The 16,532-nt window shown below is 30.2% G+C and carries 10 protein-coding genes; 4 read left to right on the top strand and 6 right to left on the bottom strand.

Annotated features, from left to right (window positions below):
- Positions 1-19: 19 nt before the first annotated feature.
- The 6 genes from BXQ17_RS00520 to BXQ17_RS00495 form a co-directional block, all read right to left on the bottom strand.
- Positions 20-541, bottom strand: coding sequence for a hypothetical protein (locus BXQ17_RS00520; RefSeq protein WP_077808742.1), 522 nt, complete (start codon positions 539-541; stop codon positions 20-22).
- 23 nt (positions 542-564) lie between these two features.
- On the bottom strand, positions 565-1,800 hold the full coding sequence (locus tag BXQ17_RS00515) for a DUF6638 family protein (protein ID WP_077808741.1): 1,236 nt from the start codon (positions 1,798-1,800) through the stop codon (positions 565-567).
- Between the two features lies 1 nt (position 1,801).
- On the bottom strand, positions 1,802-2,386 hold the full coding sequence (locus BXQ17_RS00510) for an NUDIX domain-containing protein (RefSeq protein WP_077808740.1): 585 nt from the start codon (positions 2,384-2,386) through the stop codon (positions 1,802-1,804).
- A complete protein-coding gene (locus BXQ17_RS00505; protein WP_077808739.1) occupies positions 2,379-4,337 on the bottom strand; it encodes an AAA family ATPase in 1,959 nt (652 codons plus the stop codon). The genes BXQ17_RS00510 and BXQ17_RS00505 overlap by 8 nt, the downstream gene beginning before the upstream one ends.
- Positions 4,338-4,394: 57 nt before the next feature.
- Entirely contained in the window at positions 4,395-5,438 is a 1,044-nt protein-coding gene (locus tag BXQ17_RS00500) for a hypothetical protein (protein WP_077808738.1), read from the bottom strand.
- A gap of 155 nt (positions 5,439-5,593) precedes the next feature.
- Positions 5,594-6,937: a microtubule-binding protein gene (locus BXQ17_RS00495; protein WP_077808737.1), complete on the bottom strand. Its 1,344-nt coding sequence runs from the start codon at positions 6,935-6,937 to the stop codon at positions 5,594-5,596.
- A gap of 193 nt (positions 6,938-7,130) precedes the next feature.
- Here BXQ17_RS00495 and BXQ17_RS00490 point away from each other — a divergent pair, with 193 nt between their 5' ends.
- From BXQ17_RS00490 to pta, 4 genes are all read left to right on the top strand, one after another.
- Entirely contained in the window at positions 7,131-11,711 is a 4,581-nt protein-coding gene (locus BXQ17_RS00490; protein ID WP_077808736.1) for a T9SS type B sorting domain-containing protein, read from the top strand.
- 116 nt (positions 11,712-11,827) lie between these two features.
- Positions 11,828-13,456, top strand: a complete 1,629-nt coding sequence (locus BXQ17_RS00485) for an acyl-CoA carboxylase subunit beta (protein ID WP_077808735.1) — start codon at positions 11,828-11,830, stop codon at positions 13,454-13,456.
- A gap of 14 nt (positions 13,457-13,470) precedes the next feature.
- Entirely contained in the window at positions 13,471-14,346 is an 876-nt protein-coding gene (locus BXQ17_RS00480; protein ID WP_149025839.1) for a hypothetical protein, read from the top strand.
- A 92-nt stretch (positions 14,347-14,438) separates the two neighbouring features.
- The gene (gene pta / locus BXQ17_RS00475; protein WP_077808733.1) at positions 14,439-16,532 is read left to right on the top strand and encodes a phosphate acetyltransferase; all 2,094 of its coding nucleotides are present in this window, start codon (positions 14,439-14,441) and stop codon (positions 16,530-16,532) included.

The following is a 16,532-nucleotide window of genomic DNA, read 5'->3' as shown; positions in this document are numbered from 1 at the left end:
ATGTATTTTTTTACAGAATCTATAACAAACCTTTGTCTTTCAATCTTTCTCTAGCACTTTTTTCTTCTACTTTATTATCTTTAACTTCTTCTTGTGCTTTTTTAATAGCAACAGGTTCTTCTGTTTTTAAATCTTTCACAAAATCTTTTCCTTTTTCTAGAACATCATTAAAAGTATCTCCTAAATTTTCTGATTGTTCTTCTATAATTGCAGAAGATTTAAAAATAAAACCAGCAATATAAGTTCCTAATAACGTACCAAAAATCATCGAAGTAAATAACGAAACGGTAGTAATATCTATCGGAATTATAAATCGTGTAATTAAAACTAAAACTAAGAAAAACGTGCTTATATATACAAGTCTTAAAAGAAAGTTTTGTTGATAGATAAAGCCTTTTTTGTTCGTAATAGACATCTGCAGTTCTTTAGAATTCATCATTTTATTAAAAAAACGATACAACTTATTTCCTTGAGATTCTCTCCAAAATAAAATAATACCAAATAAAATAGCTGCAATAAATATTAAAAGTTCTAGTGTCATATTATTTGTGTTAGATGTTTTGTTTAAAAATTATTTAAAATAGTTTCTATTACCCAATCTTGGGTTGAGCTTTCTAATGTTTTAAATGTGCTAAAAAATTGTTCTTTGTCATACCAATATAAAAACAACACATCTTTTGGCGCAATGTTTACCAATAAATACCAAATTAAATCTTGGTGATTTGGTTTTAACGAAGAATGCGGTTTGTGCAACGAAACAAACAAATCTTTGTCTAAAAAATCTTTTGCCTTTATGGCTTTAGAAGTTTTCTTTTTTTCTAAAAACAACTCTAATCCCATTACTTTTTTTCTCGCAGAAATATCAATTTTATTTAAATAACTCTTAAAAAGAATGTGGTTTTGTAAAATATCTTTTACCAAATGTGTTGGCGACATCAAATGTTTCGAAAGCGTATATCTCTTAATTCTTTCGTATTTCTTTTGATGCAATTCTTCTTCTAAATCTGCCTCAATAACGTCATAACTTAAAAGCTTATCTATTAACTCATCATGAGAAATATGATACATTAAAATATCATGCACAGTATCGTTTATCGCTTGATTGTATGTTTCTTTTTCTTGAAAAATTAAAATTGGTTTTACAAAATCTTTCAACACAAAAATTCCGCCAAATGCTTTCGTGTAAAAAGAATCTGTAGTGTATTTAATTTCTTCTAAAATAAGATTTCTTTCACGTAAATCGCCATATTTTTTAGCAGATGCTAATAACTGCTTATGAATATTTTCGTCTATAAAATTATTGTCTAAACTAAAAGTATGAATTAATTTTAATTGGTTCTCTTTAGCTTTATTTAAATTATTTATTAAATGAAATTTTATTACAATATCATTATATTTTAAAACATCTAAAGGCTCGTAAAAAACATCTATTTTTTGATCAAAATCTAAGCATATAGCAGAATCTCTAGTAATATCTTTAATAAAATCGCCATGTTTTTTAAAAACTACCTTCATTAATTCTTTGTCAAAAGAATGAAAAGGATTGTAAATTGGTAAACCTTTTTGTAAAGGCGAAATAATAATTGCGTGCGTATTTGCCTCGCCATTATTTAAATAAAATTGCTCTTTTTTTTCTTCTGCAATCTCTGGACTCCAACCTAAACCATCAATAGAAAAAGAGGTTAACGCCGTTTTAGAAAAACCTAATTTTTCTAAACATTTATTATAGCGCTCTACTAATTTTCCGTTCACAGAAATTAGTTCGTTTCTAAATAATTTTGCGTCTTTTAGTTTTTGCATTTTAATTTAACAAATTATGAATTTGAGCATATTGTAGCAATACAATTGTTCTTGTATCTTCAATTTTACCGTTGTTTAGCATATCAATAGCTGCTGTAAACGGTATTTCTAAAACTTCTATATCTTCGTTTTCTGATGCTATGCCACCACCTTCGCTTACTTTCATATCATCAGAATATTCTGCCACAAAAAAGTGCATTTTCTCTGTTAAAACACCTGGAGATGAATACCCTTCGTAAACTTTTTTAACAGACTTTAATCGAATACCAACTTCTTCTTCGGTTTCTCGTATAATACATTGTTCAGGATTATCTTGATCTAATAATCCTGCCGGAATTTCAACTAAAAAACCATCTTCATTATCATGTACAAACGTTGGAAAACGAAATTGCTTGATTAAAATTACTGTCTTTTTTTTTGTGTTATACAGTAAAATTCCTGCACCATGACCACGTTCATAAACTTCTCTCATTGGTTTAACCCAACTACCATCAGATTTTTGATAATCAAATTTAAATTTAAAAAGCGTGTAATAATTGTCTGATAAAACAGTTTTTTCTATATTTTTTACTCTTAAATTACTCATTACCAAAAGATTTTCTTGCTTGTAAATCTATGTTTAATTGATTTACACGAGCATCAACTTTTCGTTTAAAATCGGTGTCTGCAATCGTTGCCACATTATCTAAATATCTTACAACTTCTTGTCTTCTAATTTCAGAAAAATCTAAACCTTTCATATTGCTTTTCATCAATTCTTGCAACATGCCAAATTTGGTTTCGTAATTCTTTTTGAAATAGATTTCTGGATTTTCGAACCAATCTTCTTCCAAATCAAAATCTGTTAAACGCAAAGAAATTGCAGATTGAATGTTTCTAACATCTCTAGATGAGAAAAATGGAAATATTTGCTGAATTTCTTTATACAAACTTGCAAAAAATAAATGCTGATTAGTACTATGCTTTTGCACAGCTTTGTCATAAGCTTCTAAAACTCTTTCTTCGGATGGTTTTTCTACAGAACTAAGAATTTCGCCCATATTTTTTGTTAGACCTTGATCTTTTAAATATTGATAATTTTCTGGATTTTGCATATTCACAAAATCCGGAATTGTTTTTTCAAATTTTTTCCACCAAATATAATCTTGATCTAAAAAGTCATTTTCTGTTCTTGCACCATCAATTTTAAACCTACCTTGTACTCTAGAAATTACGGCTTTGTCTAACATTTCTGGTAAATTGGTAAAAAGACCTATAGACGAATTCCCATAATTTACAGCATAAGCACCTTCTGTATAACGCAAGAAAACACCAATTACTTCTTTAACACCAGCAGAAACGCCTTGCGAGGTTCTTTCTTGCAAGTTATTTTCGGCGTCATCAATTGGCGCAAAAATTAATTTAGTTGGGTCTTGCATAGGTTTCATCCATTCTACCATTTTTTCTGCAGAACCACCTTGAAATGTACTAATTAAAGTATCTGGCATTGGATGAAATAAAAACGGAATATCTAAATTGTCTGCATGCTCTTTTAATCGAGTTGCAATGGCAGCAATTAACATACTTTTACCTGTCCCTGGTATTCCATAACCCATAAAAACAGGCATAAAACCACCCAATTCTTGAAACGGATTTTTCTTTGCATCAAAATCGTAACTTAACATTCTTTCTGTTAACCTACGTGCAAAATGCTTTGCATCTTTATTACCAACAATTTGTTCGAATTTAATTTTATTAAACTCAACACTTTTTGCGGTTCCAGAAAAAACATTCTCCCAACCAGAAACGGCAAAATCTGTTTTTTCTAATTTATAAGTTCTATCAACAATTGTTTCTGTGTACTCTAAAGTGCTTTTTCTTAACTGAATTTCATCTATTAATGCCTCAAAAAACACAACTGTAAAATCGATAACATCTTTATCTGTTTTTACAATTTCTGGGTGCCCAAGATATTTATCAAAATAAAATAAAGCACATGCAATTCCTTTTAATGGTGATAAAAATGACACTTCTGGAATCCCAGCAAATTTTTGCTTCATTACAGATAAATCATCAGAAGCATGTGGTTTTAAATCGTGTAAAATTTTATACGAAGTTGCATACAACTGAAACGCAGTTGCAGTTTGCATTTTACTTTCATAGGCTCTTTTACCTGTTGAATCTAACGCCGCTTTTCTTTCGTTTAAAGATGATAACCCAGAAGAATCGTAATAACTGTCTTTTATCCAAATTCCTAATGTTAAACCTTCTTGTACAGCATATAATGTTTGATTTAAATAAACCGGAATTGCAATCGAATCTGGCAAAAGCCTTTTCTTTAAACCTAAAATTGTTTTAGAAACTGATGTAATTTCTACGTTACTACCAGAATTTGCTCTTGATAAATACAATAAAATAGAGCTGTCTTTTGCGTCTTTATCTTTATTTTTTGCTCTATTACTTTGTTCCCATTGTATACTTTTTAAATAACCAGAAGCTTCATCGCGAAGCATATCTAATTCGTTTTGTTTTATAGGAAATGTTGAGTTGTGCTGCATTCTTTTTCTAATTTTACTATGATTCTATAACAGTTAGCAATTTGTATTTTTAAATTTCTATTGCATTTTTAAACTAGCTAATTCTATTGGGTTTCTAGCTAGTTTGTGCAATACTTCTGGTGCTGTATTGTGTAAAAGCTGAATAATTCTATGCGGTGCAAAAACGTATTTTTGTTGAATAACTTCGCTCCATTTTTGCATGGTTTGTTTTGAGAAAAATCCGCCTTCTGTAAAGGTTTCTCCAGAAAAAACCTCATCGATTTTTAAAGATAAAGCATAAGATTCTAACGGAATTTCTTTTCTTGCAATTGCGCTTAAAATTGCATGTGTAATTTTATTTTCATCTTTTGCAAAAACATTATGCAAGGGTCCTAAATCTATTCTTTTGATATGTTTTGGTTCTAAATCGACTAACTTTCTGTCGATATTATATGCCATTGTATCTAAAGACATTTCTCTATCTGCTGTTTCTTTTAAAGTCTGATAGATTTTATCTCTATCTTTTAAAGCATTATTACCTTTGTAATTAAAGTACATATAACAAATAAAAGGCCTGTTTTGGCTAACGTCATAAAAACTCCAACTTGTTAAGTATTGATAATTTGCATCTCTTGGTGCTTCTAAAATTTTACCTTGTACAAATCTGTTAAATATATATTTTTTATCTACGGATGAATAGTAGACTAAAGAAGCTGCTTTAAATAAATCTAACCTTCTTATTGGTTCTTTTTTAACTAAAAGCGTATTTAAAAAAGATTCTTTTAAAGTGTCTACACTTGTAAATTTATCTAAATACTCATTTCTTAATTCTAGATCGTTGTATAAAAATCTAAATTCTAAATAATTAGGAAAACCAGAATCTGTTAAATCTACTTTCATATTGTCTTCCTCATCGTACATATACTTTATACGCATGGCTTCTATAGAATATAAAAGTAAATCTGAGTATTGTTTAAAAATTAGCAACTCTTGTTGTGTGCAAAGTTTTTCTTGTTGTACACTTACAATGAGTTCTTTTAAAACAAAATCTACCATTTTATGATAAAAAACATATTGTTCTTTTGAGTCTAGTACTGCAGAATCTAAAGGTGTTGTAATCATGTTTTAATTTGATATTCTTAAAGCTTATAAATTGATTTGTTTTGGTAAACAAGCCTGCGTTAAGGATTGTAATGGCATCCTTTTTTGAGGTACGATAAAAAGATACAATGAAAAGCCTGACCCCGATTTTCCATCGGGGAAACGCCCTTATTTTTTTAAGACAACATATCGTCGTTAGAACTTGTTGGTTTTGGAGTTTCTGCTGGTGTTGCACCGTCTCCTGTTGGTGCATTTGCATCTGCTTTGTAGTAGTCTTCGAAAATTTCTTTCATATCGATACCATATCTGTCTGCAAAGTTTTTTTGAATGTCTACATCTTTCTCTCTAATTTCATGCAATGCTTCTGCATATGTGCTATAAACACCTTTCATTACTTTTTCGTGAACCGGAATATTATCCATCATGTCTTGACGAGCTCTTGCACTTGCCGAGTGCATAGATGCTAAAGTTTCACCAATATGTTCATCTGTTTTTACACCTAAATGCTCTAAAATTGCTGCAAATTCTTGATCTGTTCTTGCTTTTAATGCTACAATATAACCATCGTAATATTTTAATCTTTCTTCGGTATCACTTTTTAATTTTGCTCTATGCGTTTGTAAATTAGAGCGCAAAGAAGTTAAAACTTTAATTGTTAAATTGTGTTTATGTACAAAGCTATCTTTAGATGCTGCAAGTGTTGTATAAGCATTTTTAAGGCCTTCTAACTCTTCTACTTTTTGTTCTATTGCTGTTACTTTACCTATTGCTTCTGAGTATGCTGTAGATTGTTTGTCTGCAATTTCATCTAATTCTTGTCTTGCTTGTTTTAACAATGCGTATTGTTCTTCTAGCTTGTCTTCTACCTCTTTCTTTTTTTCTAAAGCTTTGGTATGGTTTTTAGAAGCTTCTACAATGGCAGTTTTTAGCTTTTCTTCTACTTCTTTTATTTCTACTTCTCTGTTTTTTAAACGTGTAACCGCTGCTTGAGATTTAAAAGAAAGTTCTCCTAAAAGTGTTTGTATATCTGCACTTTCTATACGTTGCTGAAATAGTGCTTTTGCTTTATTGTCTGCACCAGCACGTACTTTTTCTGCTGCTGCAAATTCCATTTCTTCTTTTTTAATTTTAGATTTTCTTCCCCATAAATTATTCCACCAAGTATCTGGTTTATTTTGTGCGTCTTCTAACTCTACTCTTGCTCTTTCTAATGCTTTTTGGGCATCGTCTATTACTTTTTGTTCTGCTTCGTTTAATGCCGAAAAGCCTTCGAACTTAATACCTACTTCGTCTTGATAATCTGTTAAATCTTTAATAGCATCTAGTAAAGAAGTTCTGTCTTCTTTTGCCATATCTACAACATCATCTAAAGTTGCATTTAAGATCTTTTGACGTTTTTCTGGATCTTCTTCTTGAGAAAGTTTCGATTTCATGGTATCAATAGCTTTCCCCCAGTTTACATCTACTTTTTCTGTTTTTTGTGTTGAATTGGTTTCTAATAAATCAAAATCATCAGACATATTGCATTGTATTTTTTAAGTTGAACAATTTTTTTAAGTGTAGCAATTTCGTTATTTTTTTTCAAAAAAAGAATATTTACTTTACATATATGTTGCCTTAAATTCTTTTTTGTTACAAAAAAAATAAAGTTTTTAAAAGTTTATAAAATATTTCTTAATTTCTTATTATTTTTAACTCAAATAATTTTTCTACATGTTTAAAAAAACAACCTTAATAATCTTTTTTTTTTCAATCTGTTTTACTCTTGTAGAAAATAGCTATGCGCAATTAAGTAAAAAGCACTTTATTCCGCCATTAACTAGTGCCGAGTTTGGCAACGCAAATCCAGAAAATCAATATTTATACATTTCTACACCAAGTAACACAAATGTTACTTATAAGATTATACCCGTTGGTCAACCGAGTACTTCTATTCTACAAGGTGTAGTTTCAAACTCAGATCCAAAAGAAATACCTATTGGCACCGGTAATACTCAGTTATTTGTAGCATCACCCTCAACTAGTCAAATTACAAACAATAAAGGTTACATTATAGAGGCCAATGATGCAATTTACGTGTCTGTAAGAGTTTTAGCTGGCGGTGGCGCGCAAGCGGGCGCATTGGTAAGTAAAGGAAATGCTGCTTTAGGAAAAACCTTTAGAGCCGGTATGTTTACGAATCAAAATCCTCAAGACAATTATTTAAGTTTTATATCTGTTATGGCTACAGAAAATAATACAAAAGTTGTTTTTTCTGATATACCAACCGGAATTTCAATAAAAAATTATAGCGGTACATTACCAATTACTATAAATTTAAATGAAGGCGAAAGCTATATTGTTGCCGCAAATAGTTTTGAAAACACCATAAATAGAGATGGATTAATTGGTGCTCTGATAGAATCTGATAAACCAATAGTTGTTAACTCTGGTTCAACGAATGGAAGTTTTCATGACGGTGGCGGAAGAGATTATGGTTTTGATCAAATTGTTGGTATCGAAAAATTAATGATTCCCAGTAAAACTGGTAGTGAATATATATTTGTAAAAGGTGACGGAAATAATAATTGGGAAAATGTTCTAATTGTCGCTCACGAAGACAATACAGAGGTAAGAATAAATGGTGAAGGTCTATTTACGACTCTTGATAAAGGAGACTATACTCTTATAGAAGGAGATGAGTACAATACGTTTGGTAATATGTTTGTAGAAACCTCTAAACCTGCCTTTGCTTACCAAGGCGTTGGCGCAAATAACAGTGAAGCAAATCAAGGTTTATTTTTTGTACCTCCTTTAAATTGCGAAAGCAGAGGTAAGGTAGATAATATACCAAATATAGAAAGTATTGGTAATGTAGATTTTGCAGGCGGTGTAACAATAGTAACTAATAAAAATGCAACTTTAAAAATAAACTCTAAAGTAATATCTAATTTTAACACAACCGGCCCATTTAATGTTGATGGAAATACAGATTATGTAACTTATCAAGTCTCCGATTTAACCGGAAATATATCCATAGAAAGTAGCGAAGAACTTTATTGCGCTTATTTTAATCAAAATGGTGCTGCTTCTTCTGGTAGTTTTTATTCTGGTTTTCCGTCTAATCCAGAAATAAATTTTGATGTTAACATCTCTTCACTTGGTAATTGCTTAGGAAACGATCTTACTTTAAATGCAGCAAATACAACTGTTTTTGATGGTGGAATTGAATGGCAATATTTTAACGAACTAATAAATAATTGGGATTTTAAAAGTAACGCCTCGTCATACAAACCTTTAATTTCAGAACCTGGTAAGTATAGGTTGATAGGAAAAATAACTTGTTCTAACAACCAATATATTTCAAATGAAATTTTGGTAAATATTTGCCCTGATGATTACGATAGTGACGGAATTATAGATAATATTGATTTAGATATCGACAACGACGGAATTTTAAATTGTGATGAATCTCTTGGCAACGCCAACATAAACCTTTCTAACCTAGATACGCCTATCGTAATTTTAGAAGACGGCACAGTTAAAGACATAATTACAACGTCTTTTCTTATGCAAAGCGATACTAATAATTCTTTTTCAGGTACTAATAATGGTGATTTTACAAGTACATTAATAAATGATATAAATGCGGTAAATGAATTTAAATTAAGTTTTTCTCAAAACATAAATTTTAGTTTAAAACAAACAATTTCGGCAACTCATCAAGTTAAAGAAGATGAATATTTTATTATAAAAATTAAACCAGAAAATAAAAATATCACACTCTTAAATCCAGACAATCAATTATTGGTAGATACAAATAATGATAATATTTACGAATCTGGAATTACACAATTTTCTGCTTCCGAAATAAAGTTTAAATACAACACATCAATTGCTGGTACAGCAAGTACATTTCAATTTGTAGCAAATCAAATCAATGAAATTCATTTTTATCATTCCGCAACAAATACAGATGCTTCGACTTTTAATGGTAATTATGCGATTACATGCTTTTCTAGAGACTCAGATAATGATGGTGTAGAAGATCTATTTGATCTTGATTCTGATAACGATGGAATTCCAGATCTTTTTGATGCTTATGGTAAAGAAATAACCTTATTAAATACTGATACAAATTCTGATGGTATTGATGATGTTTTCAACTCTAACACAACCAATTTAGATACCGATAATGATGGCATAAAAAACTATTTGGATGTAGATGCTGATAATGACGGAATTTTTGATGCTACTGAAGCCAACCATGATAAAAACATAAACTCTAACGGAATTCTAATTACATTTACAGACATTAATAATAACGGATTAGAGGACTCCTTAGAAGAATCTAGTACACTAATAAATTATACAATTTTAGATTCAGATGCAGATTCTATCTTTAATTTTACTGAGTTAGACGCAGATAATGATGCGTGTTTTGATGTTTTTGAAGCTGGTTTTAATGACAATGACAATAACGGAATTCTAGATACATCAACTTTTGATGTAAATAATAATGGTAAAGTAATTAATAATTCTGATGGATATACATCTCCAGATTTAGACTACATAACCTCTGCTCCTATAAATATAAATATACCTTTTCAAGACTTTATATTGTGCGAAGAAACCATAGGTATTTTAACAATCGATGCAACTGCAGATGCTTATGAGTGGCAACTATCTACAGACAATGGTAGTAGTTTTACCACATTAAGTAACAATACAATTTATAGCGGCACACTAACTAAAGACCTTCAAATTAATAATGTTTTACAAAGTTATAATAATCATCAATTTAGAGTCATTTTATCGAGAACCGGTAACGCATGTAATGTAACTTCAAATGCGGTAAAAATTACCGTAAATCGTAAACCCGAAATTTTGAATCCGGTTGCAACAATTTTACAATGTGCCGATGATCCGAGTGAAAATACTGTAGTAAATCTTACCGAAGCGGAAATAAATATAAGCAACAACTCAACTCATAGTTTTAAATATTACAAAACAGAAACAGACGCTATTAATGGTACATCAGAAATAACAGATAAAGAACATTACCCGGTAACTGCTGGTTATGCCGAAGCTTGGGTTCGTACAATTTCTGAATTTGATTGTTATACAATTTCTAAAATAGAAATTAATGCAGCTTATGTTACTGATGTAGATTATGACAAAACATTTGAATCTTGTGATGATTTTTTAGACATAAACGGCAATGATAATGTTGATAATTCTGACATAGACGGAATTACAAATTTCAATTTTAGCGCCGCAAGACAAGAAATAATAAACAAATTTCCAACTGCAATTCAATCTGATATAATTGTATCATTTTACAAAAATGCAGACGACAGAAACGCAGCTGTAAACCCAATAATTGATATCTCAAACTATAGAAACAACTCAGATCCGGCTTACGCTTACAATCAAACTATTTTTATCAAAATTAAAAATAAGAACAATAATAATTGTGAAGGAATTGGCAAACTCTTTTTAAAAACGAACACTATTCCTGTGTTTGAAGTCGAAGGTGAAGCACCAAACGACCCTATAATTATATGCGCTAAAAATATTCCTTATAATTTAGAAGTGAAGAATCCTGCAGATGATTACAATTACGTTTGGAGAAATGAGAATGGAACACCAATAGGTGGAAATTCAACATCAATACAAATTTCTGACGGAGGAAAATATACAGTAACTGCGTTTAGTAAAGACAATACAATTTGCGAAAATTCTAAAACGATTGTAGTTCAAAAATCTGGTTTCGACCAATTAGACCAAGCCTTTGTAAAAGTTATAGATGATACCACAAATTCTAGTTCTGGTTTAAGTATCGAAATTGATATTCCGAAAAATCCAACCATAAACGAAACTTTTGAATATGCTCTAGAAGATGAAAATGGCAACATAATCCGTTCTTTTCAAGAAAATAATATTTTTTCTAATCTTAAAGGAGGAATTTACAATGTTGTTGTCGAAAATAAAGATGGTTGTGGTACTGCTAAACTTTTAGTTTCTTTAATAGAGTATCCAAAATTTTTTACACCAAATGAAGACGGAGTTAATGATACGTGGCAAATAAAAGGTGTTAATAATACTTTTTATAAAGCCACTTCTCTAAGAATTTTTGATAGATACGGAAAACTTTTAGCCGAAATTCCTTTAGATAGCAACGGCTGGAATGGTACAAGTAATGGTAAAATACTTCCTTCTGGCAGTTATTGGTATTCGGTAAATTTAATTCCTGTGGATAGCAGTAAACCCATCATTTCTAAGAGAGGAAATTTCTCTTTGCTAAGAAAATAGCAATTAAATTACATATTTAGCAAAAATCGTTAAACATTTACTTAAAAACTAGAGGTTTTAAGAAGAATTTCACAAGTATATTTATTAATTTAGCAAAAACTAAGAAAAGATTTCCTATGGATATTAACTTCAATAAAAACGAAGATTATAACAAGCTTTTAGCTTCAGACTTACGCAAAAGATTAGTAAAAGTAAATTTAGGTGGCGGACAAAAAAGAATTGATAAACATCACGAAAAAGGTAAAATGACTGCTCGTGAAAGAATCGATTATTTGTTAGACAAAAATGCTAAATCTATAGAAATAGGAGCTTTTGCTGGTGATGAGATGTATGAAGAACATGGCGGTTGCCCTTCTGGTGGTGTTGTTGTAAAAATGGGATACATTAAAGGTAAACAATGTATTGTTGTTGCTAACGATGCTACTGTTAAAGCTGGTGCTTGGTTTCCTATTACAGGAAAAAAGAATTTACGTGCTCAAGAAATTTCTATCGAAAATAAATTACCAATTATTTACTTGGTAGATTCTGCTGGTGTTTATTTACCAATGCAAGATGAAATTTTTCCAGACAAAGAACATTTTGGTAGAATTTTTAGAAATAACGCCATAATGAGCAGTATGGGTATTACACAAATTTCTGCTGTTATGGGCAGTTGTGTTGCTGGTGGTGCCTATTTACCAATTATGAGTGACGAGGCTTTAATTGTTGATAAAACTGCAAGTATATTTTTAGCAGGAAGTTATTTGGTAAAAGCTGCAATTGGTGAATCTATAGACAACGAAACTTTAGGTGGTGCTACCACACATTGCGAAATTTCTGGTGTAACAGATTATAAAGCCAAAGACGATAAAGATGCTTTAGACAAAATAAAATTTATTGTTGATAAAATTGGCGATTACGACAAAGCCGGATTTAGTAAAACTGAAGCTTTTCCGCCAAAAGAAAATGAAGATGATATTTTCGGAATTTTACCAAGAGAAAGAAATGCGCAATATGACATGTTAGAAATTATTAAGCGTTTGGTAGATAAATCTGAATTTGAACAATATAAAGAAGGTTATGGGCAAACCATAATTACTGGTTATGCCAGAATTGATGGTTGGGCAGTTGGTATTGTTGCCAATCAACGTAAATTAGTAAAAACTAAAAAAGGAGAAATGCAGTTTGGTGGCGTAATCTATAATGATTCTGCAGATAAAGCTACTCGCTTTATTGCCAATTGTAATCAGAAAAAAATACCATTGGTTTTCTTACAGGATGTAACAGGTTTTATGGTAGGTTCTAAATCTGAACATGGCGGAATCATAAAAGATGGAGCCAAAATGGTAAATGCTGTTAGTAATTCTGTGGTGCCAAAATTTACCATTGTTATTGGTAACTCTTACGGCGCTGGTAATTACGCCATGTGCGGTAAAGCCTACGATCCAAGATTAATTGCTGCATGGCCTAGTGCTGAGTTAGCTGTTATGAGTGGTAATTCTGCTGCAAAAGTTTTATTACAAATAGAAACTGCCTCTTTAAAGAAACGAGGTGAAGAAATTACTCCAGAAAAAGAAGCCGAATTATTTGACAAGATAAAATCTCGTTACGATAAACAAATTTCACCATATTATGCGGCCGCAAGAATTTGGACAGATGCGGTAATTAATCCGTTAGATACCAGAACTTGGATTTCTATGGGAATTGAAGCAGCAAACCACGCTCCTATTGAAAAACAATTTAATATGGGAGTTTTACAAGTTTAAATAATATAAAAGCTATGAAAAAGAAAAACATTTTATATCTACTATTTTTTATGTCACTAGCTATTTTCGCCCAACAGAATAGACAAATTAGATTAATAAAATTAGAAGATTACAAAAAAAAATATCCAAATAAAAAAATAAACTTAGATACTCATTTTTACAGAATTCATAACAATGATACTTTAGTCGAAGACAATGATAAAAGATATTTGAATGCAAAATCAGTAGAATATGAACCTAAAGATTCTTTATTTTTAGAGATTTATAAAGATATTGTATATCAAAAATATCAAGTCTCTAGTAATAAAAATCAGTATATGAAATTATGGAAAGAGCCTTTAAAAATTTATTTTGCGCCATCTTTAAATCAATTTTATAGAAATAAAATAGAGGATGCAGCTAATAATCTATCTCAAAATATAGATTCTTTAGATATTAAGTTTGTCAACAACATTAACGCATCAAATTACATTATATATCAATTAGATGAAAATAATTCTAAAAAATATTCCGAAGATATAATTAACAACAATTATGTTAATTACTATATTAAATGGAATCGTTCTAGAATTTATGATGCAAAATTAGAACTTAACCTAAATAAGTACAGAAATGTTAGTAGAGATGTAAATGCCAATTTCTTACTTGTAAACTTTTATAAAACTTTAGGTCAATTCCACAATACATCAAAAGTTCCCTGCGAGAGTGTCTTTTCAACTTGCAATTCAAATGAAAAAAAATTAACAGATTTTGATTTTGAAGTCATCAAATATCAATATTCTTACGGAATTTGTAAGTTCACAAATTTAGAAGATTTCGAGGAGAATCATAAAATAGCAAAAGATAGAATTAGTAAAGGTGAAAAAATGATATTTATGCATTTAGAATAACTTGTAATTATATCAAAATAAATAATAAATGACTAATATCACAATTAGTCATTTTTTTATGCCTTATTTTTGCAAAACAATACAATAAAAACATGAGTAAAGCTATATATATTGCTACTGTAGAGTCTGATAGTGGTAAATCTTTAATTTCTTTAGGTTTATTAAGAATGATGTTAACCAAATCTGCTAAGGTTGGTTACTTTAGACCGATTATAAATGAAATTGATGAAAATGGTTATGACGAACACACAAATACAGCCATAAATTTTTTCAACTTAGAAATAGATTATAAAGATTGTTTTGCCTACACGCAAAGTGAAGTTGTAGAACTTTTAAGTGAAGGAAAAGAAGATGAAGTTATACATCATGTTATAAAAAAATATAAAAAGCTAGAAGCTAATTATGATTATGTATTGGTAGAAGGTACCGATTTTTCTGGCGATGGAGGTTTTACAGAACTAGACGTAAACTTAATGATAGCCAAAAACCTTAACATTCCTGCGCTTATTGTGGGCTCTGGTAACGGTAAAAAGAAAAAAGACTTTATTAACACAATGCAATTATCTTACAATTCTTTTATAAATAAAGAAGTAGATGTTATTGGTATTGTTGCAAATAAAATTGAAGTTGATGAAGTTGATTATATTAGAACAGAACTAACAAACAGTTTCCCAAAAAAACTACAAATAGATATTATTCCTAAGATAGATTTTCTTTCTTTTCCAACTGTAAAAGAAGTTTTAAAGGCTTTAAATGGTCGTGTACTTTTTGGTGAACAATTTTTAGAAAATGCAATTGGCAGTTATAGTACTGGCGCAATGCAACTAAGAAATTATTTAACAAGAATTAAAGAAAACGCCTTGGTTATAACACCAGGTGATAGAGCAGATATTATTTTAGGCGCTTTACAAGCAAATGCTTCTAAGAATTATCCTAAAATTGCAGGAATTATTTTAACAGGAACATTAATTCCGGAAGAATCTATTATAAAATTGATAGAAGGTGTGCAATCTACTGTGCCAATTATTTCTGTTGATGGTGGTACTTTTGGTATTTCTAATAAAATAGGAAGTGTAAAATCTAAAATATACGCAACACATAATAAAAAGATTCTTTTATCATTAGATACCTTTGATAAGTATGTAAATGCAGAAGGCTTAACAAATATTTTAACTTCACATAAGTCTGACAAGTTAACACCTAGCATGTTTCAATATAACTTATTACAAAAGGCTAGAGTAGAAAAAAAACATATCGTTTTACCAGAAGGTGATGACGAGCGTATTTTGGCCGCTGCAGCTCGATTACAGTTATTAAATATTGTAGATTTAACTTTACTTGGAGACAGAAATACTATTCAGTTAAAATGTGATCAAATAGGATTACAAATTAATTTAGATGAAATCAATATTTTAAATCCAGAAGATTCAATTCATAATAAAAGTTTTGCCAACACTTTATATCAATCAAGAAAACATAAAGGAATGACAGAAACTACTGCACTAGATTTAACTAGAGACGTTTCTTATTATGGTACTTTAATGATTATGGAAGGTTTAGCAGATGGTATGGTTTCTGGTGCAGTACACACAACAATGCACACCATAAAACCTGCATTGCAATTAATAAAAACAAAACCCGGAGTTTCTGTTGTTTCTTCTGTATTTTTTATGTGTTTATCAGATAGAGTTTCTGTAATGGGAGATTGCGCTGTAAACCCAAATCCAAATGCAGAACAATTGTCTGAAATTGCAATTTCTTCTGCCCAATCTGCAGAAGCTTTTGGTATAAAAGCTAAAATAGCAATGCTTTCTTATTCTTCTGGTAGCTCTGGTAAAGGTGAAGAAGTAGAAAAAGTTAGAAAAGCTACAGAACTTGTTAAGACAAAAAATCCTGAATTAAAAATTGAAGGACCAATACAATACGATGCAGCGGTAGATATGTCTGTGGCAAGAACTAAAATGCCAAATTCTGAGGTTGCAGGACAAGCATCTGTTTTAATTTTCCCTGATTTAAATACCGGAAACAATACTTACAAAGCAATACAAAGAGAAACTGGCGCATTGGCAATTGGCCCAATGTTACAAGGCTTAAATAAACCTGTAAACGATTTAAGTAGAGGTTGTACAATTGATGATATTTTTAACACGGTTTTATTAACAGCAATTCAAGCAAATCAAAATTAA

Origin of the sequence: Polaribacter sp. BM10 (genome assembly GCF_002005425.1) — a bacterium.
Taxonomy (GTDB): Bacteria; Bacteroidota; Bacteroidia; order Flavobacteriales; family Flavobacteriaceae; genus Polaribacter; species Polaribacter marinaquae.
The sequence above is the reverse complement of the archived record's forward strand: the minus strand, read 5'-3'. Positions and strand labels throughout refer to the sequence as shown.